The following is a 26,263-nucleotide window of genomic DNA, read 5'->3' on the forward strand; positions in this document are numbered from 1 at the left end:
ATTTATAAAATGTAGTTTAGAAGAACGGAAATCCGGAAACGGAGAATAGCTAAGAATGGAAGTTAAGACCAGTAAAATATTTGTAGTTGAAGATGATGAATGGTACCGTCGTTTGCTGGTACACAATCTTTCCATGAATCCGGACTATGAGGTTAAAGCTTTCGGCACCGGTAAAGAATGTTTGAATAACCTGCACGAACTACCCGATGTTGTTACCCTGGATTATCGGCTGCCCGATATGAAAGGCCTCGAGGTTTTAAAACAGATAAAAGCGATTAACGAGGATATTCAGGTTATTCTCATTTCGGAACAGGACGACATTGAAGTGGTTGTTGATCTGCTAAAACATGGTGCTTACGATTACATTGTAAAATCAAAAGACATACGCGAGCGACTGCTGAATACTGTAAACAATATTAGTAAAGAGTTTAAACTCAAAAACGAAATCCGCTCGCTGCGGCAGGAAGTTAAAAAGAAATACAGCTACGAAAACACCATTGTGGGTAACAGTCCGGCCACGCAAAAAATTTACAAGCTGATTGAGAAAGCCACCCGCACCAATGTTACTGTTTCCATAAGTGGCGAAACCGGCACCGGTAAAGAATTGGTTGCCAAAGCCATTCATTACAATTCATCACGTGCCAAACAACCTTTTGTTCCGGTAAACATGGCGGCTATTCCGAATGAATTGATCGAGAGCGAACTTTTTGGCCACGAAAAGGGTGCTTTTACAGGAGCCGCCGCACGACGAATCGGCAAGTTTGAAGAAGCACATTCCGGCACTCTGTTTCTCGATGAAATTGCCGAGATGGACATTTCGTTACAGGCTAAACTTTTGCGGGCCTTGCAGGAAAAAGAAATTATCCGAATTGGCAGCAACAAAGCCGTTAAAATTGATTGCCGTATTATAATTGCCACCAATAAAAACCTGCTGGAAGAGGTAAAAAAAGGCAATTTCAGACAAGATCTTTACTACAGATTCTATGGGTTACCCATCGATCTTCCACCATTGCGCGACAGAGGAAATGACGTTATCGTATTGGCAAAAAGTTTCATCCAGGAATTTTGCACAGCGAATAAACTTGAGCAAAAACAACTTTCTCCGTCTGCCAGTAAAAAATTACTGGCCTACCCTTTTCCGGGCAATGTGCGCGAACTGAAATCTGTTATAGAACTGGCAGCTACCCTTACTGATGAGAAGGAAATAGCTGCCGACCATTTACTGCTTGAGGATGCGGAAAACATTGAAGGTCTGCTTACAGAAGAACTGACCCTTCGCGAATACAACCTGCGCCTGGTAAAACGAATGCTCGAGAAATACGACAACAAACCCAAAGTAGTTGCCGACAAACTGGATATTGGCGTGGCTACCATCTATCGTATGCTCAAAGAAGATCACTAATTCCAAATCCAAATTATCATTTTGATAATTTCACTATCATATTGATAGTATCCACCCTCTCTCCTATTTTCATAACACATTACCTCACTGCACCTTACCAGCTTTTTATTTTAATGGCACAACAATTGGCTAATAAGAGACAGATTATTCAAAAAACTAATAAGGAGGAAATAATCATGAAAATGAATAGAAAATCACAAAATGCAATTAGCATCAGTTTAGCGGTAATATTAGTTATTGTCGCTTTGGTTGGTATTTCAACCTACACACAAAAAACAACTGAGATTAATGAATTACAAACGCAGAATACCGGTATAAATCAGGATTTGCAGGAACGCGACTCAATGGTAAATGAGCTGGTTGGTGCTTTCGATGAAATTGAACAGAACCTGAAATTTATTAAAGAGAAACGCCAGGTTTTATCGGTTGAATCGCAAAAAGAAGGAAATTACGATAAGAAGCAGGCAATCATCGAAGACATTACACTGATGAACGAAATGCTTGAAAAAAGTAGTGAGCACATTGCAGAGCTCGAGCGCAAATTAAAAAACTCGGGTATCCAAATGAGTTCATTCAAAAATAAAATTGCTGCACTCAATCAAAGTGTTGATGAGCAGAATACTCAGATTGTAGCACTGCAACAGCAAATTGAAGAGCGTGATGTAATGCTTGCCGATATGTCGCAGAAAATTGACACCATGCAGGTTGAAATCCAGGCAAAACAAGATTCGTTAATTCAGAAACAGATGGTTATCGACGAAAAGATTTATGAGTTAAACAAAGGTTTTGTTGCCTATGGTACTTATAAAGAGCTGGAAGAGAATAATGTTTTAACAAAAGGCGGAGGTTTCCTGGGATTAGGAAAAGAAGTGAAGCTTAAAAGAAATCTTGATCAGCAATATTTTACCGAGCTCGACATTCAAGATACCAAAAGTATCCCATTGTTCTCGAACGAAGCCACAATCATATCAGAACACCCGGATAGTTCGTATTCGTTTGTTGAACAAGACGGTGTGGTTGCTTACCTGAACATTGAAAATCCGGAGGAATTCTGGAAGATCTCGAAATATGCAGTAATAGAAATTAAATAATATAGGTTTGCTGAAAGCAGAAGCGCGTGCAACAGAGGTTGTTCCCTTCTGCTTTCGTTTTAAACGAACTAAAATCCCCAAATTGATAACAGGAAAACAAACAATTTTATAAGAAAACACAAACAAAAAAGACATGAAGAAAATTGGATTAGCACTTACAGCAATTGTTCTAGGATTATTTTTAATGGTGGCATGTAGCGACTCGGAAACGCAGCCCATTGCCGATGGTAGCGGTAAAGTTAACGTATATCTTACCGACGCTCCATTCCCCATCGAACTGGTGTCTCAAACCATTGTAACAATTGACAGAGTAGAGATTAGAAAACATGAAAACGATACAACCGAAGCTTCGTTCATTACCATTATGGATGAACCTTTTGAAATTGACCTGCTTACCCTTTCAAACGGAATTACGGAACAACTGGCATCCATTGAGCTAGAAGCCGGAAGTTATGATATGATGCGAATGCATGTTACCGAGTCAACAGTAATTCTTGCCGACGGAACAGAATTCGACCTTAAAATCCCAAGTGGATCGAGCAGTGGATTAAAAATTAAAATAGAGCCGGAATTAACCATCAACAGCGGAGAGACTTCTGACGTATTACTCGATTTCGATGTAAGCAAATCGTTTGTGGCAAAAGGGAATTGGAAAGGCGGAGTGATTAAAGGATTCAACTTTAAACCGGTTGTTCGCTGCGTATTGCTCGACCGTGCCGGAAGAATTGAGGGAACAGTTAGCGACACAGCAAATGTTCTTCTTCCCCATACATCTGTAAATTTATGGACAGAAGTAAATGACATTGAAGAAGACAGTTTGCTTACCACTGCCTTTACTGACCAAATGGGACAATATCAGCTTATTGGAATACCCGAGGGTACTTATTATATGATTGCGGAGCAGGATAGCTTCCTGACTGACACGATTTGGAATGTGGATGTATTAAAAGGAGAGTCAACCCAGATTGATTTTATGTTGACTCCTGAACCGTAAATGGTTGCAAGAGTGAGAATCATACTGTAATCAATCAGTTTGGTTAAGCTTAGTGGTTTTCAAGTATGGGCTGCCCGTTAATTCGGGCAGCTTTTTTTTGTCTAAATCGTAGATATTCTGGAATAGGGTTAAGGTTGCTTCGCTTTACTGCCAATGACAGATTTTCCGTAAGACCCTGAAACAAGTTCAGGGTGACGTTCTTAATATGTAGTGCAAACATAACCAAGTACGTCATGCTGAACTTGTTTCAGAATCTCTGTCATTCTTTCATTATGCCATTCAAAAAAATGGTGGACTCTCGCAATGACAGACTTTATTGTATATTGATGAGTAGGGTTTGGCTGGCGGCCAAACCCTCTATAAATCTGTGCATGAGCAGAGTCCTTGCAAGCGTAGTGAGGCAATCTTAATTTGCAATTTCTTTTTTATCAACCCTACTAAGTATTATTCTGTCAGTTACAATTCATCCCCAAAATTCCACAGTTCAGTAAAGCAAATTTCATGAGTTGGTGTTTTCGGCGCAATTTTGAAGCAGAAAACAAAACAACAAGTCATGAAATGAGCATTCAAATAAATTCACACCAATCAAAATGATTCGATAAAATGCGAATTACATACGATGCTTATTCAATAAACAATTTAATCGTATGAAAACAATTTTTACATTTCTCTTTCTTTCTCTTTCCATTCACACTTTTGCTCAGGTAAACATTTCAGGGAAAGTACTTACCAAAAATGGCGAGCCCATTCCGGGAGTGAATATTTATCTTGAAAACACCTACGACGGAGCCAGTTCGGATAGTGAGGGAGATTTCAGTTTCCAAACTACAGAAACCGGAGAACAAACACTAATTGCCTCTTTTATTGGCTACAAAACCTGGAGCGAAAGTATTGATCTACAAAACGACTTGGTTCTGCAAATTGAAATGCAGGAAAGTGTAAACAGCATTGACGCAGTTACCATAACTGCAGGAAGTTTTGCTGCCGATGATGAGTCGCGTGCCTCCGTGATGAAATCACTGGATGTATATACTACACCAAGTGCCAATGGCGATGTGATGGCTGCCATTCGAACCATGCCCGGCACACAGGCCTCTGCCGACGATGGACGTTTATTGGTACGCGGTGGCGATGCCTACGAGACTTCTACCTATATTGATGGGTTGGTTGCATCAAAACCGTACTATTCAAAAACTCCCGATGTGGCTACCCGCGGGCGGTTTGCGCCATCTTTATTTAACGGTGTTCAATTTAACACCGGTGGTTACTCAGCCGAGTACGGGCAGGCGCTGTCTTCGGTTTTGGTGCTGAAATCTACTGATCTTCCTGAGGATGATAATACAGGCATTTCGCTAATGACGATTGGCGCTGAGGCCAACCGCACTGAACGTTGGGAAAATACTTCGCTGAATGTATCGGGTGGATATACCAACCTGAGTTTATACGATAAGGTTTTTAAAAGTAATGTAGACTGGGAGAAACCTGTAGAATCGGTAAACGGAGCTGCAGTTTTTCGCCACAAAACAAGCTCTACAGGGATGTTTAAAGCCTATGTTACTGCTGATTATGGCGATCTGGCTTACCTTGTTCCGGCTGGCAACGACGGAGAGAGTATGAGGATCAGTAGCAAAGGCGGAACCGTTTATTCCAATCTATCGTACCGCGACTGTCTTTCAGAAAAATCGTGCTATCGTATCGGTGTTTCTTCCATGTATCAGGATAACCGGATTGGGTTAGGTGCCGACGATGTGAATACCAAAGAACTAAACATCGAATCGCGCTTTGCCGTTGTGCACGATCTTTCAGAAGGGGTGAAATTAACCTGGGGGGCGAACGAAACTTACAACAAATACGATCAGGATTACATTGAAAATGAAGGTGCTGTATACAATGGCTCTTTCCACGACCATTTGCTTGGTGCTTTTATTGAACCAGAGATCAAATTCACAAAAAACTTTGGCATTCGTCCGGGATTGCGTACTGAATATTCGTCGGTGATTAATAAACTGAGCGTAGCACCACGCTTTGCTTTGGCTTTAAAAACCGGAGAAAAAGCACAACTGGCAGGAGCCTGGGGATTGTATTATCAAACACCGCAAGCCGCCTACCTGAAAATTAACACTGATCTGGATTTTGAACAAGCTATGCACTATATTCTCAGCTATCAATTTGGCAATAACTCGGAACGTTTGTTCCGTGCAGAAGCTTATTACAAAAAATACGATAAGCTTATCACTTATTCGGCAGGTGAAAACGGATTACCCGAAAACCTGCAGAACGATGGAAGCGGTTATGCCGCAGGTTTTGATATCTTTTGGCGCGATCAGCAAAGTATTAAGGGATTCGACTACTGGATTACCTATTCATACATCGATACCAAACGAAAATACCAGAACTACCCCCAAAAAGCCACACCTTACTTTATTTCCGACCACAATTTTTCGGTGGTTGGAAAATATTGGGTGAATAAAATAAACACCCAATTTGGAGCTTCGTTTACGGCTGCCAGCGGACGTCCGTTCAATGACCCGAATTCCATGGAGTTTAACAGCGAACGCACTAAAATGTATTCTGATCTCAGCCTGAATATGAGCCATGTATTTTACATTGGCAATCAGTATTCGGTGTTGTACTGCTCGGTAAACAATGTTTTGGGTAATAACAATGTGCTGAGCTACCGCCCAACAAACATTGCCGATGCCCAGGGAAATTATGCGCTGGTTCCGGTAAAACGCGACCTGAAACGTTTTGTGTTTATTGGATTGTTCCTGAATTTTTAAAAAGTCACAATATTGCTGTCATTTCGACGAAGAATGAGGAGAATTGAAAATCAGCGAAGCTAAATCTCAGAATGGAAACAGATTTCTCACACCTCGTACCTTGGCATTCGAAATGACACTGAAAGAAATCTACAATTCATCTCACAAAATCAACAGTTCGGTAAGAAAGAATTTCATAAGCGCCCTTTTCAGCGGAAATTTGAATCAGAAAACAAATCAAACGGTAATAAATATTAAAACTCAAAATCATGAAAACAATTATCACCATCTTACTCGTTGTCCTTTCAACTACTGCTTTTTCTTCGAAGTACGAAGAAACCATGAAAACAAACATCGACAAATTGTACCAGTTGCACACATCTGCCGAATTGCAGGCTTTAGCCAACAGGTTTGAACGTATTGGCAATGCCGAGCAAGACAAATGGTTGCCCAGCTATTATGCAGCGTATTGTTTTATTCGCTCTACCTTTTTTGATGAAATGGAAAATGATGCCAAACATGCTCAACTGGACAAAGCGCAGGCTTTAGTTAATCAGCTGATAAAAACAAACGACGATGAATCGGAAATATATGCGTTGCAGGCTTTGTTGTATCAAATTCGGATAACCGATATGAGCAAAGGCGCCCAATATTCGATGAAAGCTGCCGATGCTATTAAACAGGCAGAACGTTTAAATCCGCAGAATCCACGTGTATATTATCTGCGCGGAAGCAATACTTTCCATACGCCTAAGTTTTTTGGTGGCGGTGCAGAGAAAGCTAAACCTGATCTTGAAAAAGCTGCCGAAATGTTTGATTCAAATCAACAAACCGATCCTTTAATGCCTACGTGGGGTAGCGTTCATAACGAGCAGTTACTTAGTCAGTGTGAGGAATAGAAAGTAAGAGATTCCTCGCCATGCTCGGAATGACAATCATGGGTTATTTCAAGAGTTGGGAGAAAAATTATACTCTATCTGTCATTCTGAGCGAAGTGAAACGAAGCGTGAGAATCTCATTATTCTAACGTTCTACGTTATCATTATCTTCAACTCATTCTTAATTTTACTATCTTGAAATCACATAAAACAAATAAAACAATCTACATGCGAAAGCGCGTTGTTATTAACTGGCTGGTAGCCTTTGTTGTTTCTATTCTTATTGGAATGGTTACTACCGTACTTATGGGCGGTTCGTTAAACGTGCCATTCAAACAGTTTGTTTGGAATGCCGGTTATTCATTAAGCCTTGGGCTTCCACTGTTTGCTAATGGTTTTTTGTTTAGCTGGTTCGAAAAACGGTATATCGATTGGGTAAATCGTCCGGGCACCAGTGTTGTACGCGCTTTGCTGATGCATTTTGTGTATTCGAGTGCTGTAATCTGGACTGTTAACTGGTTTTGGTTTATTCATGTAATGGACCGAGATTGGGCTACGTTTTTACAATACAACAGCGGAACCATTATTTCGGAGTACATTATTTTTATAATTATAGCGTCGATAATTTATGCCATTTCGTTTTTTAAAGCCTGGCGCAACGAAGTACGGCAAAAGGAAGAGGTGAAACGCGAATCGCTGGCCTTACAATATAAAGTGCTGCAAGATCAGATTAATCCGCATTTTCTTTTTAATAGTTTGAATGTGTTGGGAAGCCTCATCGATATTGATACGGATAAAGCAAAACAGTTTACGCGCGAACTCTCGAAGTTTTACCGCGATGTGCTGCAGTATAAAGACCTCGACATTATCTCGCTGAAAGAAGAGATTGATTTTGTAACCAAATACATTTACCTGCAGCAAATTCGTTTTGGCGAGGCGCTTCAGGTTGATATTATTGCCAACGAAAAGGTAGAGGGGAAAGTTATTCCGCTTTCGGTACAGGCATTGGTAGAGAATGCCATCAAACACAACGAAATATCAAAGGCTAATCCGCTAAAGATTTTAGTGGCAATTTCCGACGATTACGAATTGCTTGTTGAAAATAACCTTCAGCCAAAAACACAGCTGGAAGAGTCCAGCAAAACGGGTCTTAAAAACATGGCCGGACGCTATGAATACCTTACCGGGAAACAAATGATTGTAACAAAGAACGGCGGTTTTTTCCGGGTATGTGTTCCGCTTATAAGAGTTGAAGGAATGAAGGATTGAGTTTTGAATGCGTAAATGCAGAAATGCTTTAATGCCTGAATAAGAGAAGACTTGAGGCTTGCAACTTATAGCTAACAAAAATGAAAATACTGATAGTAGAAGACGAACCATTGGCAGCAGCACAGCTGGCTGCTCATATTTCTGCCTTAAACCCGGAAGCAAAAATTGTGGCTGTTTGCGATACGGTAAAAGCTACGGTTGAATGGTTGCAAAACAACGAAGCGCCTGAGTTGGCATTTTTTGATATTCAGCTGGGCGACGGATTGAGTTTTGAAATATTTGAGCAGACCAACTTTAACAAGCCCGTAATTTTTACCACGGCTTACGACGATTATGCCATTCGTGCTTTTAAAGTAAACAGTGTAGACTATTTATTAAAACCCATTGAACGCGAAGAGCTAAAAAAGGCACTGGATAAGTTTGAACAGCTGGCCCAACCGTCAACTTCTTCTTTTACGCCTGAAGTGTTACACGAAATGGTGGCTTCGCTGAAAAAGAAAAACTACAAAGAGCGTTTTCTGGTGAAAGTGGGTACACATCTTCGGGTGATTGAAACTGCCGATGTGCTGTATTTCTACAGTTTTGAGAAAGGTACTTACGCCAAACTTTCGGATGGGAAGGATTATCTGCTCGACCAGAGCCTGGAACTGGTGGAAGCGATGGTTAACCCGAATGTGTTTTTCCGGATTAACCGTAAATACCTGGTGGCATTAAAAAGTATCAATGATGTAATTGCCTACAGTAATTCGCGTTTAAAACTAAAGGTTCAACATGCCAACGATGGTGATTTTCTTGTGGCCCGCGAAAAAGTAAAAAGCTTTAAGAGTTGGCTCGAAGGCGGGGTTTAGTTTGCAGTAAGCAGTCGCAGTTGGCAGTTCTGCAAAAGTCTTCCCTACTGTTGCACGATTATTTCATTTGTTTTTTCGTTTATCTTCCCCCGCGATAGTGGTGTTTCAAAAGGCCTTCCCGCAAAACTTCGGATCCATTTGTGTTTTTAACGACACTTGAGGACGTTGAAGAATCTAGTGAGCGAATATTAATTGCCGGTGGTATCGTTGATATGCCTGTTTATTAATCGCTCAATAGCTCCTTTATCAAAAGGTTTCATTAAATAGTCGACAATTTCGCCATTGTTTAAAGCATTCATAATTTCGGGGTTTTGCTGGTAAGCCGACAATATGGAGCAGGGAGTATGCTTGCACACACTTTTTATTTTCCGGATAAATTCAAGGCCATTCATTACGGGCATTCTCATGTCGGATATTACAAAATTAATATTGGGGTCGTTACAAAATATCTCCATGCCTTTCATTGCACTGTCGGCGGTTAACACTTCAAAACATTCTGAAAACGTTAATTGAAAAACCTTGATGTTTAATTCTTCATCGTCCACATAAAGAATTTTGGGTTTGTTATTCATCTTTTATTCTGTTGGTGGTAATATAACTGTTAAGGTGGGTCCTTTGTTTAATCCCGACTCAAATTCTAGATTTGTCCGAAACCCGCTCAACTACCGATTTGTTTTCAAATTACGCTCCTCCAGCTTTTTTTGAGAACTCCTAAAACCCCATTAACTCCTGAACTTTCGCTACATTTTGTTTGGTTGTTAACATCTCCAACAACAAGAAAGCCACTCCCGCTGCTGTGGATGGATTCCACGAAGTGATCAAATTATCGTCGATAACAATGGGCTGATCGAGTACATTTACTCCAAAACTTTTCAGTGCTTCGCGTCTTACGTCACTTCGGTATGTTGTACCGTTTTTACCTTTTAAAATACCACTCTTTCCAAGGGGCAAAGCCCCGCACAAATTGATGCAATAATTTTATCGTTTGCCCGAAATTCCCGAATCAAATAGAGAAACTTATCACTGTATGCATCGGTGTAAAAATCGTACACTTCAAATCCTCCGGGAATTGCAAGTGCGTCGAATTCGTTTACATCTACCTCGTCTATCAGATAATCGGCAATCAGTTTATGACCGAAAGCACTTTTAATTTCTTTGGTTACTCCGCAAATGTAAAGCTTTGTTGAGCAGTCGCCTTCTTCCATGTTCCAACCTATTACATCGATAAACACACTTGCTTCAAAGAATTCGAATCCATTGGCTAATAACAGTAATACTTTTTTCATTATGGCTTATAATTTTAGTATGAGTTGACTTATAATAAATAATGTTTCAATCCGTGGCGGCTTTCTCTTGCTTCTATTCTTTGCGGGCTCAACGCGATATGATGCGAATTTAACAAAAAAGATCAGCAATATATTTTGGGGATCGGGCATAAAAAAGGGCTGAATCTATAAAACAAATTCAGCCCCAGACTCTGGTTTTACCTTACGGTAATTTATCGTTTCAACTAAAATTTAAACACCGGTTTTCCGTCAGCATCAAAATTAACTTCCATAACCCTTGCATGACGGTTAGGGTCGTACAACGGATCTTCAATTATCTCATCAAGCGGGCGTTTATCGCTTTCAGGAACAACCGCCGGATCGCCAACAGCTTTCTCGTAATCGCGGGCATGATAAATACACAATGGAGTTTTATCATCTTCAGCCACGGTAAAACAGTTGTGCCCCGGACCGTAAATTCCCTTTTCATAATCGGTTTCCAGCACCGGATATCTCGATTTCTTCCACGAATTCCGATCCAGCAGATCCGCATTTTCATCGGCTTCCATCAGTCCCATACAATAACAGGCGCCTGTGGCACTTGCCGAAAAGGTAATATAGATTTTGCCTTTGTTTTTTATCACCGCCGGCCCTTCATTTACCCAGAAATCAACGCGTTCCCAATCGTAATCGGGCGTGGTAAGCATAAACTGTATGGTTTTTAGTTTGATGGGCGATTCCATTTCGGCTAAATACAGGTTCGATGCCGCAAACTGCCCACCGGTTTTTTCTGCCCAGCAGAAATAGCGTTTGCCCTTATTCTCGAAAATGGTAGCATCCAGGGAAAAGTCGATGAACGATTTTTCATCGCCATCAGCTGCCTGCATCATCCCCAGCTCAATCCACTCATCCTTTAGCGGATCCTGGCCTTTGCATTCCAACACATAAGGACGCAATTTCCAAATATCTTCTTCTTCGCTGGCGGCAAAATAAACGTACCACTTGTTATCGAGGTAATGAATTTCAGGAGCCCAGATATGGCGGCTCATGGGGCCGTTTTTGTGTTTAAACCATACATCAAATGTTTCTGCATCTTTTAAGCCGTCTATGGTTTTCGATTTCCGGAGCTCGATACGATCGTAGGTTGGTACCGAGCCGGTGAAATAATAATAACCATCGGTATGTTTGTACACGAACGGATCGGCGCGTTGCTCAACCAATGGCGCATTTTGTCCTGTAGTATCCATTTAAATATGAAGTTTTGCTTTTATCGTTTCGTAATATTTATCGGTGATTTTATAGCGGTAAATCAACATTCCGTTAATGACATGAAAAACACCCGGGATAATGGTTAGCATAAGAGCCAGTCCCATCAGCGTTGTTTTTGTTTGAATTTCATCAGGAATATATCCGAAAGCATCGAGCAACAAACCGACTACGGCTCCGGCAACTCCCATACCTGCTTTTTGAGCGAAAGAAATACCTCCGAATGAGAGTCCTGAAACACGTTTACCGCTTTCGGCATGGCCGTGGTCTACTGCTTCGGCAATGGCCGACCAAAATACCGGTGCGTGGACATCAACCACTACTGAAAGAATAAAATAAAGTACGTAAGCCAATATTATACTGTCGGGTTTTGGCTGAACCAAAACAAACATCAATACACTTAGCACACCGACTCCCAGCTGCGACATCCAGAACAGCTTTACCTTACAAAAATGTTTGGTAATAAGCGTTGACAGAGGCATGGCCAAAATAGCTCCGGCTACACCTGTTGCCATAAAAGTCGACTGCATGCCGGCATCGCCTCCCAGGTAATATTTGGCATAAAATATAGCTACCGAACTACGAATTACGTAACCGGTTGTTCCTGACAGACACGATCCCCACAGAATTAGCCACTGCTTGTTTTTGAGGAGTAATTTGAATTGCTCGAGCAGCGGTTTTTTATCTACAACATGTTCAATACGTTCTTTGGTGGTAAAATAGCTAAACAAGAAAAGCAAGGTTCCCATTAGCGCCATTAAACCCATGGCCAGCTGATATCCTCGTCCCATATCGTCCTTCCCCAGTTTTTCAGCCAGAATAGGAACCACAATCGACACCATAAAAGCGGCAACCTTTGCAAAGAAAAGACGGTAGCCGTTTGCTGACAGCCGTTCCTGCGGGTCGTTAGTTAATACACCAATCAGCGAAATGTATGGAATTGTAACAGCGGTGAACATCAGCGTAACAAAAATGTAGGTGATATAGGCATAAATCAGTTTCCCGGCATAATCAAAACCGGGTGTGGTGAAGGTTAAGAACACCGAGATGCCGAAAGGAACCGACAGATACAAAAAGTAAGGTCGGAACCGGCCACCTTTAAATTTATACTTATCGGTAATCAGTCCCATAAGCGGATCGCTAATTGCATCAATCAGTCGTACCAGTAAAAACATGAGGGCGACATCCCTGGGTTTGATTCCAAAAATATCGGTATAAAAATAAGTGATGATGAGGAACATGGACGAAATAACCACGTTAACGGCAGCATCTCCCGATCCATAGCCGATTTTTTCAAGTAAGGTTAGCTTTTGAGCTTTAGCTTTCATTGATTTAATTATAAAGTTTGATCTTCAATAGTTAATGAGCGAATATCTTTCAGTCCATTTAGCGCTAAGCTTTTTTGGGATATTTTGCTTGATGCAAATATAGTTGCAATGGTGGAAAACAGGTGGAGTTATGAATAATTAAGGTGGACAGATTACTCGATCAGTAACGATTAAAACACCTGGAGATAAATAATCATTTTCTTAACGAACAGAAAACTAACAACAGCCAATATCTGAAAACGCTCCATTTCGGTATTTAACAGGTGAGTTTCAAAATGCTTTCTTTATTTTTGGGGCAAACAATTACTATGAAACGAACATGATTTTTTATTCTTCAAATTCACAAACCTGCCTACCGCAGGCAGGCAAGAAGAATTAAAATTCATCGAGAGTTACATCGAATACAAGTGAAATATACAATTTTAATGAGATGAAAAAGTTACTTTTTGTTATCACCATCGTCACACTTTTTGTGGGCTGTAACACGAAAACAAATAATTCAGAGGTCTACTTGTTTTCGTATTTTAAAGACAACGGACAAGATGGATTACACCTCGCTTACAGCAGAGATGGTTATCATTTTCAGGCTTTGAATAACGATTCTTCCATTCTAGCTCCACAGGTAGCCGACGATAAATTAATGCGCGATCCGTGTATTATTCAAGGGCCCGACAAACGTTTTAATATGGTTTGGACTGTAAGCTGGAACGACAGGGGAATCGGTTATGCCTGGTCGGAAGATCTGATCAACTGGTCGGAGCAACAATTTGTGCCGGTAATGCAACACGAACCAACAGCCAGAAACTGCTGGGCTCCCGAAATTATTTACGATGACGAGCAGGAACAATTTATGATTTACTGGGCCACAACAATACCCGAAAGGTTTAAAGCCGGCGAAACGCAAGGCGACAGCGAATACAACCACCGGATGTATTATACGACTACAAAAGATTTTGAGGATTTCACACCCACCAAACTTTTATACGATGAAGGCTTTAATGTGATTGATGCTGTTATTAAAAAAATAAATGGCCAGTATTTCATGTTTTTGAAAGACGAAACCCGATATCCGCCCAAAAAACACATACGCATTGCCAAAAGCAATTCGTTGTATGGTGGCTATAAACTGGCATCCGAAGCCATTTCGCCCGACTGGGTGGAAGGACCAACAGTTGCGCAGGTAAACGATGCCTGGGTTTTGTATTACGACGAATATACCCGCCACCACATGGGAGCCATGCGATCGACCGATTTAACCAACTGGGAAGTGATAAACGAGAGTATTAGTTTCCCCGATGGAACACGCCACGGAACTATTTTTAAAGCAGACGAGTCGGTATTAAATGGTTTATTGGAGGCTTTTTAACCAGCCATCCGATTAAGAATTCCATTGGTTTATCACTCATTTCAAAAAGCAATTCGCCGTGTTTTATTAAACAGGTTAAACACCTTCCGGCAACAAACCTGGTAATTCAGAAATAAACACAGTATTACCATCACACAAAAAAATGTGCCGGCATAAAGGGAAATCGCAAATAATTCAGAGTATTATTAATCCAGAAATTTTGAATATGTGATCTTCATATCAACACCACCATTTTTTGCACTTTTCAGAATTACCCGGTTAGCAATGTCCGAACGACGCCCTGTTGTCAGGTAAAATCCCTGGTTTCCAACAAAATCATCATCATCCGGATCGGTAACATCAATGATACGTTGAACGTGCTGCGTAATATTAAAACGATAAGTGTAATCGCTGGTATCTAAAGCCCCACCATAAAAGGTAGGATTAAAGAAGTAATCTATAGGGCGGTATTCCTCTCCGTCGGGTGCTACAAAAGTAAAAAGCAACTCGTTTGGCGGCGGATAATTATGAATATCACTTGCAACGGTATCAACATGAAAAATGATTTCAGCTTTATTAATCCCCATATTTATTGAGTCTTTCCAACTTTCCAGCCCCGAAACGGTTATGCGTGATTTTAGACCACCGGTTGGTTGCACGTAAATCAAGTCGTCTTCTACATCTTCCTGGTCAAGATTATCCAAAAACGGAACACCGGTGTAATCGTGTTTAATTTCGCTAACCCGCGAGCTATACTGAGTTATTAGGTAGGCTTGCGACAAAGTATCGGGTTCTTCGCCTTCCTCCGGGTTCATATTCTCGTCGTTGTTATAATACACCAGCAAAGCCGATCCCTGAAAAGAACTGGTTGCTGCGGTATGCAAAGTAATTAATGAACCTTCTCCTGAAACATCTGCACTTTCAAGATACAGACCTTTAAAATACTGGAGAAAAATATCGTTATTGATCATATCAAGCGAATCGGCATTAAGCAGTTTTTCGCCCAAAGCATTATCTAGCGGAATAGTTAGCAGCTGGTAATTCGTATCCTGACTTGCAGAATCGAGTTCAACTTCTGGTGTATAATCAAACTCGGCAAGTGGTACATCTGATGCCATGGATTTCAAATCGATATCCTGGGTATATTCTGCATCCGGATCGAGGTACGTTTCCATTTCGTACACTTTAATTTGCTGAGTTGTTGTTGTATCGCCATACACACTTCGGTAAAACAGGTACAGTCTCACAGAATCAACAACGGCATTTGTCCCAAATTCAGGAAACGAAGTCAATCGAAACTGGGTAGCGTAATTTGCTTTGGTTTTTCCAAAAATCGGATCATTTAATGTTCCCAAAAGGTTTGTTCCACCTTTGCTGGTAACAATTCCATTTTCAGTAAATGTATAAGATTCAATTTTATCCGAAACAGAGATATTTCGAACATTTATCAGGTCTTCCTCTGGAAGCAAGTCCAATCCTAAACTGTTTACATCGTTATTGCAAGCAACCAAAACGCTTACAAGAACAAATAATCCTCCAAATATCTTTAATAACCTTGCAGTACTGAATTTCATGTCAACTATTCCAATTTATTTTAGGAAGCTTTACCTACTGCAGCCAATACAATTTAGCCTAATTAAACAGTTATGATTGCTTCTTCAATTTTCTGATTTCCGAAAAATTACACAAACATAGAAAATTACAACGAGAGCTATTCTGAAATCGGAGTAAAATTGAACTTTTTAAATATAATTTTGATTCTTTAACATCGCAGCCTTACACTTTATCGTAAAACTCGTTGTAGGCGTCAATGTACGTTTCTTTTGGTTGGTAATCGAGGAATAACTTATCGCTATCCTTGATATACTTTTTAACATCAGTGTTAATGTTTTCAGTTCCCTGTACAACAGCATCTGAATAATCGATAGCCATTTTGCTTACATTGGTATAAGTTGGTTCTTCAATGGTTTTCACATCGTCAGAAGTAATACCTTCGAGCAATAGTTTCTCATTAAATTTACTGTCGAGTGTCTGCTTAAAATCATCGTTATAAACCGAGTAAACCAGTTTTGAGTTCTGGAATAACGGATCGTTGTAGTAATACTTTTTAATGTACAAGGGCACTAACGAAGTCAACCAACCGTGGCAGTGAATAATATCAGGTGCCCAGCGCAACTTAATTACTGTTTCGAGCACACCGCGGGCAAAAAATACCGCACGTTCGTCATTATCTTCAAACTCGTTACCATCCTCATCGTGCAGCACAGCTTTGCGTTGAAAATAATCTTCATTATCGATAAAATACACCTGCATACGAGCAGCCTGTATAGAAGCTACTTTTATAATAAGTGGATGATCTGCATCGTTAATCACAAGGTTCATACCCGACAAACGGATTACCTCATGTAACTGGTTTCTACGCTCATTTACACAGCCATACCGTGGCATAAATGTTCTTATCTCTCTCCCTCTCTCCTGAACGCCCTGTGGCAGGTAACGTCCAATTTCCGACATCTCGCTTTCTGGTAAATAAGGGGTAATCTCTTGTGAAATATAAAGAATTCTTTTCTTTTCCATTAACCAATAGTGCAGTTAAAAACAGGGTGCAAAAATAGTAAAAATAACCGAACTATCAAGTTAAGTTCATTAGTTTCAGTCACTATCCTTATTTTTTTCGCTGATTTAACAATTAAAATTACTTACTTTGCAGCCGCAATTTTTTAGGTATGAAACTGGTTAACACAGTAGAAGAGTTACACGCTGAAATACAACGCCTTAACCCAGACAAAACAGTGGGTTTAGTGCCCACTATGGGGGCGCTGCATCAAGGACATATTTCGTTGGTAAAACAAGCTGTTTCGGAAAATCCGATTGTGGTGGTAAGTATTTTTGTAAATCCTACTCAATTTAACGATCCGAATGATTTGGAACATTATCCACGCACACTTGAAAACGATTTGAAATTATTGGAGCCAACAGGCTGTTCTATCGTTTTTGCACCAAATGCCAAAGAAGTTTACCCCGAACCGGATAAACGTAAATTTAACTTTGGAATTTTGGAACAGGTGATGGAAGGCCAACATCGCCCCGGCCACTTTAATGGTGTAGCTCAGGTGGTTAGCAGGCTTTTCGAGCTGATTAAGCCTGCCAAAGCCTACTTCGGATTGAAGGATTTTCAGCAATTGGCGATTGTTAAAAATATGGTGAAACAACTACAACTTCCTGTGGAAATTGTACCTTGCGCCATTATTCGCGAAGAAAGTGGTTTGGCCATGAGCTCGCGAAATGAATTATTGACTGATGAACAACGGAAAAATGCTGCCGTAATTTCGGAGACTTTGTTTAAAGCCAAAGAACTTAAGGGGCAGAAATCCGTAAAAGAAATCACGGATTGGGTGACAGAAACAATAAACAAGAACCCCTTCCTGGATGTTGAATATTTTGAGATCGTTGACGACGAGCAGCTTCAACCGGTTAATAACTGGAATGAAAATTCAACTTACTTTGGGTGTGTTGCTGCTTTTTGCGGAAAGATCAGATTAATTGATAATATAGTTTTTTAAGACCGAAATAAGCATAGTTATGCAAATTGAAGTTTGTAAATCGAAAATACACAAGGTTACCGTTACCGAAGCAAACCTGCAATATGTTGGAAGTATTACCATCGACGAAGATTTGATGGATGCGGCGAACCTTATTGAGAATGAAAAGGTACAGGTTGTTAATATTAATAACGGCGAGCGCCTGGAAACCTATGTAATCAGAGGAGAGCGCGGATCGGGAACAATTTGTTTAAATGGCCCGGCAGCACGGAAAGTGGCAGTTGGCGATGTAGTAATCATTATCTCATATGCATTAATGGATTTTGAAGAAGCCAAAAGCTTTGAGCCAAGTTTGATCTTCCCCGATATTGAAACGAATACCGTAGTATAAAATACATTTTATATAAATATGAACCTCGTAGTTTTTACTGCGAGGTTTTTTTATTTTTTTGAATAATAGCAACGATCCGATCCGTGTACTTTTAATAAACATGGATCGGATCCTTTTAATGGATCAACCGCAAATCCGGTGGATTAAAAATTTTATAGACAGCAAGAGAAGAACTGTAACTTTCTGCCTGCCGGCGGCTTTCATCTTTGCCCCCGACGAAATGTCGGGATTTCTGCTTTGCTCCAACTTGAAGCAAAGACGAAACACGAGGAAGGCATTTCCGAGCCAAGGCTGCTTCTGCTTCTTCCCTTACGTTTTCATAAAACCTAAGTTCAGACGGGTGATCTCCTCGCCCACTCGGAGCTTCCCGTTCTCACTAAGTTTTCATTTATCTCATTATAATTGTTAATTTTTAAGGCATTCGATTTAACTCGCAAAATGATTGCCTTACATACAATGCAAGTTTTTGCTTTGCTCGTTTCAACTCTGGGCAACGACCAAAAGAGGCCGTTCCACTGATGCAACGTCAGCTACATCAAGAGCGTGGCCTCGTCCGGTGAGCCGGAAAACAAGCGGTGACGGCGTTAAAAAATTACTGCTGTTTGAGGAGGAACGACTGCCTGTCCCGATCGTAGCATCGGGAAGTTTCAGGAATTTTAGACGGCATCGCGTACCTGCCTGCCGGTAGGCAGGGCTTTTCCGAGTGAAGCGGGCGCAGCATTGAGTTTTGTGTTTACTATTTGGATCAAGCCAAATAGTAAAATCCGTCCGATAGGACAAAAGCATGTTTCTTATGGTTGGTGGCTTATTTGAATTGATTCGGAAATTTTCCTCCACCAGAAATTTCAGGTGATCCCTTTTAATGACTGCAACGTTTTTTATTTGCTACTGTTTCAATGCCATGAAGGTTTTATTCCTTCAAAAGGAATTTATCACTATTTTTGACGCTATGAATCTAATGTCTAAATCAAAGATTTTTACTGATTTTGAATCGCTTTATCCCCTGCTTTCAATCTGGAAAGGCAGCGATAACACCATTGTTTTTACCAACGGGTGTTTCGACCTAATTCATAACGGACACATTGATTCGCTCCAGAAATCGGCAGCATTTGGCACCAAACTCATTGTTGGGTTAAACTCTGATGTGTCGGTAAAGCGATTAAAAGGCGATAAGCGCCCCATTTTAAACGAGCAGGCACGCGCCGAAATCCTAGCTGCGTTTGAATGCGTTGATGCAGTGATTCTTTTTGATGAAGAAACACCGGCCGAGATTATTGCAAAGGTTATTCCCGATGTTTTGGTAAAAGGTGCACAATACGAAATTCATGAAATTGCCGGCCACGACACCGTACTAAACAACGGCGGAAAGGTGGAAACACTGGAATTGATTGAAGGAATTTCAACCAGCGAAATAATTAACCGAATTAAGAAACTTTAAAAACTCTGTGTAAATCTCTGTGGTAATTTTTTCATCGCAGAGTAAACAGAAAACCGCACAGAGAAACACAACTAAAATGGCAAAAACAAAAACCATATATACCTGTCAGAACTGTGGAGCACAATCGCCCAAATGGCTTGGGAAATGCTCCACTTGCAACGAGTGGAATACCTACGTTGAAGAGATTGTAGAAAAGAAACAATCCTCCGGAAAACTGTCCTTGCAAATTTCGGGAAACCAGCCCATCACGCTTGAAAATATTGAAATGGCCAAAACCCAGCGCATTTCAGTTGGTATTGAAGAATTCAACCGTGTATTGGGTGGAGGAATCGTTCCCGGATCACTCATACTTTTAGGTGGCGACCCGGGAATTGGGAAATCAACACTGGCACTTCAACTAGCGATGGGATTAAACGGAAAAAAGATCCTATACATCTCTGGCGAAGAAAGCTTGCAGCAGATTAAACTACGCGCTGAACGTTTGAGCAAAACAAAAAGTAACTGTCTGTTTCTAAGCGAAACTTCATTGGAGCATATTTTGGCACAATCTGAACAGGCAAAACCAGAGCTGCTTATTATCGACTCCATTCAAACCATCTCAACCGAATTGATTGAATCGTCACCGGGCTCGGTTGGGCAGGTACGCGAATGCACTTCGGGCCTGTTAAAATTTGCCAAAAAGAACCATGTTGCCGTGGTTCTGATCGGGCACATCACAAAAGAAGGTAGCCTTGCCGGGCCAAAAGTGCTGGAACACATGGTTGACACGGTTTTGCAATTTGAAGGAGATACCAATTATATGTACCGCATTTTGCGCTCAAACAAAAACCGATTTGGCTCCACGAACGAACTTGGAATTTTTGAAATGCGCAGCGATGGGTTGCGTGAAATCACCAATCCTTCGGAGCAACTAATATCAAAAGTAAGCCACGATGTAAGCGGCACTGCTATTGCAGCAACAATCGAAGGTGTGCGACCTTTCCTGATCGAAATTCAGGCACTGGTAAGCTCGGCAGCTTATGGCACACCACAGCGTTCGTCAACCGGTTTTGATTTGCGCCGGCTGAACATGCTTTTGGCCGTACTCGAAAAACGGGCAGGATTTAAACTCATTGCCAAAGATGTTTTCTTGAATATTGCAGGCGGCCTAAAAATAAGTGATCCGGCAACCGACCTGGCTGTTATCTGTTCCATTCTTTCGTCAAACATTGATATTGCTATTAACCACAAAATATGTTTTGCCGGCGAAGTTGGACTTACCGGCGAAATACGCGCCGTAAATCGCATTGAGCAGCGCATTGCCGAAGCAGCAAAACTCGGTTTTTCACGTATTTATGTACCTTCACTAAACAAAGGTTTCGATGCCACAAAATTTAAAATCGACATTGTAAAAGTAAGTCGCGTGGAAGAAGTGTTTAAAACCATTTTCGCGTAATTGATTAAATGAATGCCGATGTGAATTGTCACCCTGAACTTGTTTCAGGGTCTGTATTTATAGATGCTGAAACGAGTTCAGCATGACGTTCAGAAGGCAATTAAATTTAAATAGAACAAATAAGCTTTTTTAACGACCTTTTTTTGAAAAACGATTCAACTATTTATAATTTGGCAGCCATAATGAAGAAGGCCTTACTCATATTATTTATTGCTGTATTCGCATTCACAGCTTGCGAAAACGAAATCATGCCCAAACCCGAGCAGTTGATCAAAGAAAAGAAAATGATCAATATGCTGGTTGATGTGCATTTAGCCGATGCTGCTTATACCCAATTCAGGTACGATTCGGTAATGCTAAACAGTCGAACAGAGAACTTTTATTATTCGGTTTTGGATAAATATGAAGTACCCGATTCAGTTTTCGAGCAATCGTTGGTGTACTACGCCAGTTTCCCAAAAGATTTTGAAAAAATGTATCGTAAGGTAATGAGCCAACTCAGTGAGATTGAGCAGGAACATTCAGGCCGCAAAGAAGAACTTCTGAAATTTGAAGAAGAAGAAAATTAACAAGTAAGGTGAGAAAAATCGCCGCTACATACGTCTTCCCCGGAACAGGTTCGCCAATAAAAAACGGAATTTTAGTTTGTGACGATGAAGGAACAGTAATCGACATCCTCGATCGGGGAGATTCATTTAAAGAAGAAGCCGGAGTTGAGTTTTACAGCGGCATTCTGGTGCCTGGCTTTGTAAATGCACATTGCCATCTTGAACTTTCTCACTTACATAACAAAATTGAAAAAAATATCGGATTTAGTGGTTTTCTTGAGAAAATCAACCTGTTGATAAACGAGTTGGCCGACAAAGAAAAAGCCATGCAAATTGCCGACCGAAAAATGTGGGCAGCAGGCATTGCAGCTATTGGTGATGTTTCCAATTCTGGTCTTTCGATTCCGGTAAAACAAAAAAGCAAAAACTATTACCATACTTTTGTTGAGGTTTTTGGGTTTCATCCATCGCGCGCAGATCGAGCGTTTTCAAAGGCGGAGGAAGTACTTGAATCGTTTAAGAAAGCCAAACTGTCTGCAACCATCGTTCCGCATTCGCCTTATTCGGTTTCGTACAAGCTGTTTGAAAAGATTAAAAAACACGCCCAGAAAGAAGGAGGACTATTATGCATCCACAATCAGGAAAGCGAGGACGAAACGAAATTCTTTATATCGGGAGATAATGAAATTACAAAACACTTCAGAAACAATTTAAAACTTGACACCACACATTGGAAACCTACCGAAAAATCGTCTATACAATCCGTAATTCAGTATTTACCAAACGAAAACCAACTTCTGCTGGTACACAATACTAACACCGAAAAAGCGGATATTGAAGCATTAAAACAACACCGAAATCTTTCGAACACCTTTTTTGTTTTGTGTCCCAATTCAAATCTTTATATCCAAAATGAGCTGCCTCCGATGAATCTTTTTCAGAAAGAAAAACTACAGATTTGTTTGGGAACCGACAGCCTTGCATCCAACACCGAACTTTCGATATTGCAGGAAATGATTACCGTTCAGCAACATTTTCGTGACGTTTCGCTGGAAGAACTACTTACCTGGGCGGGTATAAATGGAGCTAAAGCGCTAAAAATAGAGGACACTTTCGGATCATTCGAAAAAGGCAAAAAACCCGGTGTAAACCTAATTTCAGGCATCAATTTCAAAACAATGCGATTGACTCCAAAAGCAAAAGTTAAACGATTGATTTAAACGAAAATCACTCCCAAATTTTTTTAGCTATTTTTGCAGCAATTCTTTGAAGAATGATGAAAATTGGCAACATAGAACTGAAAGGTACTCCACTTTTTCTGGCACCGATGGAAGACGTCACCTACAAGTCGTTTAGGATGATGTGCAAAAAGTTTGGTGCCGACGTTATGTACACCGAGTTTGTATCGTCGGAGGCATTGGTGCGCGATGTGGAAAAAACCAAACGAAAAATGCATTTGTTTGATTTCGACCGCCCGGTAGCCATTCAGATATACGGGCACAACATCGACTCCATGGTGAGGGCAGCACAGGTAGCTGAAGAATTTGAGCCTGATTTTATCGATATCAACTACGGTTGCCCCATGAAAAAAATTGTACGTCACGGTGCAGGATCGGCCATGCTAAAAGATTTGCCCAAAATGCAAAAAATGACTGCCGAAATTGTAAGGGCGGTAAAAACGCCAGTCACTGCAAAAACACGTCTGGGTTGGTCAGCCGGAGATCTTCCAATTGGCGAAGTTGCAGAACGCTTACAAGACGCCGGAATTCAGGCCTTAGCCATTCACGGACGTACACGCGAGCAATTGTACAGCGGAGAAGCCGACTGGACATTGATTGGAGAAGTAAAAAACAATCCAAAAGTTCAGATTCCAATCATCGGAAACGGCGATATTAACAGTGGCAAAAAAGCAAAACAATTGCTTGATGAAACGAGTGTTGATGCCTTGATGATTGGGCGCGGAGCCATTGGCCGTCCATGGTTATTCCGCGAAATAAAACATTACCTGCAAACCGGAGAAGAACTGCCCCAACCAACAGTGAATGAAGTGGTAGAAACCTTAAAAGAACAACTCCATCTTAACCTAGAATGGCGCGATAATGAACGATCGGGTATATTAATGATGCGCCGTCATTTTGCCAAATATTTTCCCGGTCTACCGAATTTCAGAGAACTTAAAATTCAGTTACTACGGGCCGAAACAAATGAAGAGGTACACGTTATTCTTGAAAAAATAACCAAAGAGTATGGTAACTTTCAGCTCGATTTTTCAACTGCAAGCTTAAAATAGAACAAACAATGGACAACAGGTATTCAAAATATTTCTCGGAACAATCGATGTGGGAGAAGCTCAAGAAATTTGGGAAAGCTGCTGGTGCTAAGGTCGTATATGCAGTATTGCTACTCTTCTACACATTTGAAGACAAAGGTGTTGGGCTAAAAACAAAGCTCAGCATTGCTGCAGCACTAGGCTATTTTATTCTTCCCACCGATGCCATTGTTGACCTGACTCCTTTAATTGGGTTCAGCGACGACCTGGGCGTACTGCTTTTTACTTTGTCGGCTGTGGCGGGCAGTATTACTCCTGAAATTAAAGCCAAAGCGCGCGAAAAACTTCACGAATGGTTCGGGGAAATCAATCCCGACGAACTTAAAGAAATTGACAATAAGACATTTTAGATTTTTTCACAAGCACGTTAACATAGGTTAAACCACTCCGTTTGTGAATGTTGTGGCATGCACTTTGCATATATCTATACAGATGGATATGTAAGTACAAGTATATTCATTAAAAGAAGGCCTCGGCCTTCACATGGTTTTGTTTTTTGTTTTTTGTTTTTGAGGAGGTAGAATTTACCTTTGAATTGTTAGCTAGACAGGTCCCGCAACTGCGGGACCTTTTCTTTTGTCCCTGTTCAACATTTATTATTACATTAGCGATTCATCTGATCGTATTATGCTTACACTCGATTTTACTATACTTCAGTGGATTTTACTTGCTTCATGTGGCATGCTGATCGGCATGTCGAAAGTTGGCGTGCCAGGCGTTTCAATGCTGGTTGTTCCAACTCTGGCACTAATATTTGGAGGAAAAGCCTCTACCGGAATTTTACTTCCCATGCTAATGATGGCCGATCTTTTTGGTGTAGGTTACTACCACCGTCATGCCGAGTGGAAATACCTGTGGAAACTGCTGCCCTGGGCTTTTGTGGGAATTGGCATCGCCCTGTGGGTTGGCGAAGTGGTAAACGACACTTGGTTTAAAAACATAATCGCCATTTTAGTTTTTCTGTGTATTGGCCTTATGCTTTGGCGCGACCGCAAAAAAGGACAGAACCTCTTCCCCGACACGTGGTGGTTCTCTGCACTAATGGGTGTTTTAGGAGGTTTCGCAACGATGATCGGGAATGTGGCAGGACCTATTTTTGCCATCTACCTCCTGGCCATGCATTTGCCAAAAAATAAATTTATTGGTACCGGCGCCTGGTTTTTTCTGATCGTTAATTTCTCGAAGTTTCCATTACATATTTTCGTATGGAAAACCATTAACTGGGATACCCTGACACTCGATTTGATGCTTTTACCCGCCATCGCAATTGGTGCTTTTGCCGGGATTAAACTGGTTCAGAAAATATCAGACAAACTGTACCGCACCGCCTTAATAATTGTAACCGCCCTGTCGGCATTTTTACTTTTAATCTAATGGAACAACTGCAACAATTTTTTCAGGATAAAACAGTACACACCCTTTTGGACGTTGGAACCGGAAGCGGGGATTTTATTACTGTTTTAAAAAAGACTTTTAAGGATGCAAAGTTTACAGGAATTGATCCCGACAAACCATCGCTGGAAGAAGCAGCAAAGATACATCCCGATGCAAAATTCAGAAGTATGACCGGAGAACGACTTGATTTCCCTGATTCAACTTTTGATGCTGCAAGTATTTCAATGGCCATGCACCATTTACCCGATGTTCAGCAAACTTTGAATGAAATGAAACGTGTGGTAAAACCAGGAGGATGGCTTATTATAAACGAACTGTTTAGCGACAACCTGAATCCTGCACAGGAAGTGCATAAAAGTATGCATCATTTCAGAAGTACGGTTGACCGATTGAATGGTGTTTGCCATAATAAGACTTTTTCCCGTGCTGAGATATTGGAGCAGATTGAAAAAGCAGGATTGGAAACTTGCACAACCTTTAACCAGAATAAAGCTCTTGTAGAACCATCTCCTGAAGAAATTGCTGAGCGAAAAGACAAGTTAACAGAAATGCTCGGTCAGATTAAAGACAAGCCCGAATACCACGCATTGAAAAAGCAAATCCCCGAAATTGAATATGCTTTACAAAGACATGGATTTCAAATGGCAACACGGGTTGTTGTTATTGTACAGGTAAAAAAAGATTGATTGAGATTGATGTAGATCGTTTGCTCAAAACCAGCAGCTCGAGGCTATTAGCTA

The 26,263-nt window shown here is 40.8% G+C and carries 25 protein-coding genes; 18 read left to right on the forward strand and 7 right to left on the reverse strand.

What is annotated here, in order from left to right; genetic code table 11:
• The first annotated feature begins 55 nt into the window (after positions 1–55).
• From G0Q07_RS19685 to G0Q07_RS19715, 7 genes are all read left to right on the forward strand, one after another.
• The gene (locus G0Q07_RS19685) at positions 56–1,402 is read left to right on the forward strand and encodes a sigma-54-dependent transcriptional regulator (protein WP_163348761.1); all 1,347 of its coding nucleotides are present in this window, start codon (positions 56–58) and stop codon (positions 1,400–1,402) included.
• A gap of 182 nt (positions 1,403–1,584) precedes the next feature.
• The gene (locus G0Q07_RS19690) at positions 1,585–2,493 is read left to right on the forward strand and encodes a Cbp1 family collagen-binding glycoprotein adhesin (RefSeq protein WP_163348762.1); all 909 of its coding nucleotides are present in this window, start codon (positions 1,585–1,587) and stop codon (positions 2,491–2,493) included.
• A 133-nt stretch (positions 2,494–2,626) separates the two neighbouring features.
• Positions 2,627–3,487, forward strand: a complete 861-nt coding sequence (locus G0Q07_RS19695) for a DUF4382 domain-containing protein (RefSeq protein WP_163348763.1) — start codon at positions 2,627–2,629, stop codon at positions 3,485–3,487.
• Positions 3,488–4,134: 647 nt separating this feature from the next.
• Positions 4,135–6,267 (forward strand): TonB-dependent receptor, encoded by a 2,133-nt coding sequence (locus G0Q07_RS19700; RefSeq protein WP_163348764.1) that lies wholly within the window; start codon positions 4,135–4,137, stop codon positions 6,265–6,267.
• A 248-nt stretch (positions 6,268–6,515) separates the two neighbouring features.
• The gene (locus G0Q07_RS19705; protein WP_163348765.1) at positions 6,516–7,145 is read left to right on the forward strand and encodes a tetratricopeptide repeat protein; all 630 of its coding nucleotides are present in this window, start codon (positions 6,516–6,518) and stop codon (positions 7,143–7,145) included.
• 207 nt (positions 7,146–7,352) lie between these two features.
• A complete protein-coding gene (locus tag G0Q07_RS19710) occupies positions 7,353–8,393 on the forward strand; it encodes a sensor histidine kinase (protein WP_163348766.1) in 1,041 nt (346 codons plus the stop codon).
• 80 nt (positions 8,394–8,473) lie between these two features.
• Entirely contained in the window at positions 8,474–9,241 is a 768-nt protein-coding gene (locus tag G0Q07_RS19715; protein ID WP_163348767.1) for a LytR/AlgR family response regulator transcription factor, read from the forward strand.
• A 188-nt stretch (positions 9,242–9,429) separates the two neighbouring features.
• On the opposite strand, the gene G0Q07_RS19720 is transcribed toward G0Q07_RS19715, so the two are convergent.
• From G0Q07_RS19720 to G0Q07_RS19735, 5 genes are all read right to left on the reverse strand, one after another.
• Positions 9,430–9,813 carry a response regulator gene (locus G0Q07_RS19720; protein WP_163348768.1) on the reverse strand — a complete coding sequence of 128 codons (384 nt, stop codon included), beginning with the start codon at positions 9,811–9,813 and terminating at the stop codon, positions 9,430–9,432.
• Positions 9,814–9,952: 139 nt separating this feature from the next.
• On the reverse strand, positions 9,953–10,192 hold the full coding sequence (locus G0Q07_RS20495) for a DJ-1/PfpI family protein (protein ID WP_203532615.1): 240 nt from the start codon (positions 10,190–10,192) through the stop codon (positions 9,953–9,955).
• A complete protein-coding gene (locus G0Q07_RS20500; protein WP_203532616.1) occupies positions 10,165–10,527 on the reverse strand; it encodes a DJ-1/PfpI family protein in 363 nt (120 codons plus the stop codon). The genes G0Q07_RS20495 and G0Q07_RS20500 overlap by 28 nt, the downstream gene beginning before the upstream one ends.
• A 224-nt stretch (positions 10,528–10,751) precedes the next feature.
• A complete protein-coding gene (locus tag G0Q07_RS19730) occupies positions 10,752–11,753 on the reverse strand; it encodes a family 43 glycosylhydrolase (RefSeq protein ID WP_163348769.1) in 1,002 nt (333 codons plus the stop codon).
• Positions 11,754–13,100, reverse strand: a complete 1,347-nt coding sequence (locus tag G0Q07_RS19735) for an MFS transporter (protein WP_163348770.1) — start codon at positions 13,098–13,100, stop codon at positions 11,754–11,756.
• Positions 13,101–13,530: 430 nt separating this feature from the next.
• On the opposite strand from G0Q07_RS19735, the gene G0Q07_RS19740 reads away from it, so the two are divergent.
• A complete protein-coding gene (locus tag G0Q07_RS19740) occupies positions 13,531–14,466 on the forward strand; it encodes a glycoside hydrolase family 43 protein (RefSeq protein ID WP_163348771.1) in 936 nt (311 codons plus the stop codon).
• Between the two features lie 185 nt (positions 14,467–14,651).
• On the opposite strand, the gene G0Q07_RS19745 is transcribed toward G0Q07_RS19740, so the two are convergent.
• Positions 14,652–16,019: a DUF4270 domain-containing protein gene (locus G0Q07_RS19745; RefSeq protein ID WP_163348772.1), complete on the reverse strand. Its 1,368-nt coding sequence runs from the start codon at positions 16,017–16,019 to the stop codon at positions 14,652–14,654.
• 202 nt (positions 16,020–16,221) lie between these two features.
• The gene (locus G0Q07_RS19750; RefSeq protein ID WP_163348773.1) at positions 16,222–17,022 is read right to left on the reverse strand and encodes a glycogen/starch synthase; all 801 of its coding nucleotides are present in this window, start codon (positions 17,020–17,022) and stop codon (positions 16,222–16,224) included.
• A gap of 149 nt (positions 17,023–17,171) precedes the next feature.
• On the opposite strand from G0Q07_RS19750, the gene panC reads away from it, so the two are divergent.
• From panC to G0Q07_RS19800, 10 genes are all read left to right on the forward strand, one after another.
• Positions 17,172–18,008: a pantoate--beta-alanine ligase gene (gene panC / locus G0Q07_RS19755; protein ID WP_163348774.1), complete on the forward strand. Its 837-nt coding sequence runs from the start codon at positions 17,172–17,174 to the stop codon at positions 18,006–18,008.
• A gap of 19 nt (positions 18,009–18,027) precedes the next feature.
• Positions 18,028–18,378 (forward strand): aspartate 1-decarboxylase, encoded by a 351-nt coding sequence (panD, locus tag G0Q07_RS19760; RefSeq protein WP_163348775.1) that lies wholly within the window; start codon positions 18,028–18,030, stop codon positions 18,376–18,378.
• Positions 18,379–19,336: 958 nt separating this feature from the next.
• Positions 19,337–19,816, forward strand: a complete 480-nt coding sequence (rfaE2, locus tag G0Q07_RS19765) for a D-glycero-beta-D-manno-heptose 1-phosphate adenylyltransferase (protein ID WP_203532617.1) — start codon at positions 19,337–19,339, stop codon at positions 19,814–19,816.
• Between the two features lie 76 nt (positions 19,817–19,892).
• Positions 19,893–21,251 carry a DNA repair protein RadA gene (radA, locus tag G0Q07_RS19770; RefSeq protein ID WP_163348776.1) on the forward strand — a complete coding sequence of 453 codons (1,359 nt, stop codon included), beginning with the start codon at positions 19,893–19,895 and terminating at the stop codon, positions 21,249–21,251.
• 143 nt (positions 21,252–21,394) lie between these two features.
• Positions 21,395–21,820: a DUF4296 domain-containing protein gene (locus tag G0Q07_RS19775; RefSeq protein ID WP_163348777.1), complete on the forward strand. Its 426-nt coding sequence runs from the start codon at positions 21,395–21,397 to the stop codon at positions 21,818–21,820.
• Positions 21,821–21,828: 8 nt separating this feature from the next.
• Entirely contained in the window at positions 21,829–23,019 is a 1,191-nt protein-coding gene (locus G0Q07_RS19780) for an amidohydrolase family protein (protein WP_163348778.1), read from the forward strand.
• A gap of 53 nt (positions 23,020–23,072) precedes the next feature.
• Positions 23,073–24,089 (forward strand): tRNA dihydrouridine synthase DusB, encoded by a 1,017-nt coding sequence (dusB, locus tag G0Q07_RS19785; protein WP_246222947.1) that lies wholly within the window; start codon positions 23,073–23,075, stop codon positions 24,087–24,089.
• A gap of 8 nt (positions 24,090–24,097) precedes the next feature.
• Positions 24,098–24,478: a YkvA family protein gene (locus G0Q07_RS19790; RefSeq protein ID WP_163348779.1), complete on the forward strand. Its 381-nt coding sequence runs from the start codon at positions 24,098–24,100 to the stop codon at positions 24,476–24,478.
• A 277-nt stretch (positions 24,479–24,755) separates the two neighbouring features.
• Positions 24,756–25,502, forward strand: coding sequence for a sulfite exporter TauE/SafE family protein (locus G0Q07_RS19795; protein WP_163348780.1), 747 nt, complete (start codon positions 24,756–24,758; stop codon positions 25,500–25,502).
• Positions 25,502–26,209 carry a class I SAM-dependent methyltransferase gene (locus G0Q07_RS19800; protein WP_163348781.1) on the forward strand — a complete coding sequence of 236 codons (708 nt, stop codon included), beginning with the start codon at positions 25,502–25,504 and terminating at the stop codon, positions 26,207–26,209. The genes G0Q07_RS19795 and G0Q07_RS19800 overlap by 1 nt, the downstream gene beginning before the upstream one ends.
• The last annotated feature ends 54 nt before the right edge of the window (positions 26,210–26,263 follow it).

The organism is Draconibacterium halophilum (assembly GCF_010448835.1).
GTDB classification, from domain to species: Bacteria; Bacteroidota; Bacteroidia; order Bacteroidales; family Prolixibacteraceae; genus Draconibacterium; species Draconibacterium halophilum.

What these genes read in the sequence shown, in the direction of transcription:
- G0Q07_RS19685 (WP_163348761.1), top strand. Translation starts at nt 56, where the DNA reads ATGGAAGTTAAGACCAGTAAAATATTTGTAGTTGAAGATGATGAATGG.
- G0Q07_RS19690 (WP_163348762.1), top strand. Translation starts at nt 1,585, where the DNA reads ATGAATAGAAAATCACAAAATGCAATTAGCATCAGTTTAGCGGTAATA.
- G0Q07_RS19695 (WP_163348763.1), top strand. Translation starts at nt 2,627, where the DNA reads ATGAAGAAAATTGGATTAGCACTTACAGCAATTGTTCTAGGATTATTT.
- G0Q07_RS19700 (WP_163348764.1), top strand. Translation starts at nt 4,135, where the DNA reads ATGAAAACAATTTTTACATTTCTCTTTCTTTCTCTTTCCATTCACACT.
- G0Q07_RS19705 (WP_163348765.1), top strand. Translation starts at nt 6,516, where the DNA reads ATGAAAACAATTATCACCATCTTACTCGTTGTCCTTTCAACTACTGCT.
- G0Q07_RS19710 (WP_163348766.1), top strand. Translation starts at nt 7,353, where the DNA reads ATGCGAAAGCGCGTTGTTATTAACTGGCTGGTAGCCTTTGTTGTTTCT.
- G0Q07_RS19715 (WP_163348767.1), top strand. Translation starts at nt 8,474, where the DNA reads ATGAAAATACTGATAGTAGAAGACGAACCATTGGCAGCAGCACAGCTG.
- G0Q07_RS19720 (WP_163348768.1), bottom strand. Translation starts at nt 9,813, where the DNA reads ATGAATAACAAACCCAAAATTCTTTATGTGGACGATGAAGAATTAAAC.
- G0Q07_RS20500 (WP_203532616.1), bottom strand. Translation starts at nt 10,527, where the DNA reads ATGAAAAAAGTATTACTGTTATTAGCCAATGGATTCGAATTCTTTGAA.
- G0Q07_RS19730 (WP_163348769.1), bottom strand. Translation starts at nt 11,753, where the DNA reads ATGGATACTACAGGACAAAATGCGCCATTGGTTGAGCAACGCGCCGAT.
- G0Q07_RS19735 (WP_163348770.1), bottom strand. Translation starts at nt 13,100, where the DNA reads ATGAAAGCTAAAGCTCAAAAGCTAACCTTACTTGAAAAAATCGGCTAT.
- G0Q07_RS19740 (WP_163348771.1), top strand. Translation starts at nt 13,531, where the DNA reads ATGAAAAAGTTACTTTTTGTTATCACCATCGTCACACTTTTTGTGGGC.
- G0Q07_RS19745 (WP_163348772.1), bottom strand. Translation starts at nt 16,019, where the DNA reads ATGAAATTCAGTACTGCAAGGTTATTAAAGATATTTGGAGGATTATTT.
- G0Q07_RS19750 (WP_163348773.1), bottom strand. Translation starts at nt 17,022, where the DNA reads ATGGAAAAGAAAAGAATTCTTTATATTTCACAAGAGATTACCCCTTAT.
- panC (WP_163348774.1), top strand. Translation starts at nt 17,172, where the DNA reads ATGAAACTGGTTAACACAGTAGAAGAGTTACACGCTGAAATACAACGC.
- panD (WP_163348775.1), top strand. Translation starts at nt 18,028, where the DNA reads ATGCAAATTGAAGTTTGTAAATCGAAAATACACAAGGTTACCGTTACC.
- rfaE2 (WP_203532617.1), top strand. Translation starts at nt 19,337, where the DNA reads ATGTCTAAATCAAAGATTTTTACTGATTTTGAATCGCTTTATCCCCTG.
- radA (WP_163348776.1), top strand. Translation starts at nt 19,893, where the DNA reads ATGGCAAAAACAAAAACCATATATACCTGTCAGAACTGTGGAGCACAA.
- dusB (WP_246222947.1), top strand. Translation starts at nt 23,073, where the DNA reads ATGATGAAAATTGGCAACATAGAACTGAAAGGTACTCCACTTTTTCTG.
- G0Q07_RS19790 (WP_163348779.1), top strand. Translation starts at nt 24,098, where the DNA reads ATGGACAACAGGTATTCAAAATATTTCTCGGAACAATCGATGTGGGAG.
- G0Q07_RS19795 (WP_163348780.1), top strand. Translation starts at nt 24,756, where the DNA reads ATGCTTACACTCGATTTTACTATACTTCAGTGGATTTTACTTGCTTCA.
- G0Q07_RS19800 (WP_163348781.1), top strand. Translation starts at nt 25,502, where the DNA reads ATGGAACAACTGCAACAATTTTTTCAGGATAAAACAGTACACACCCTT.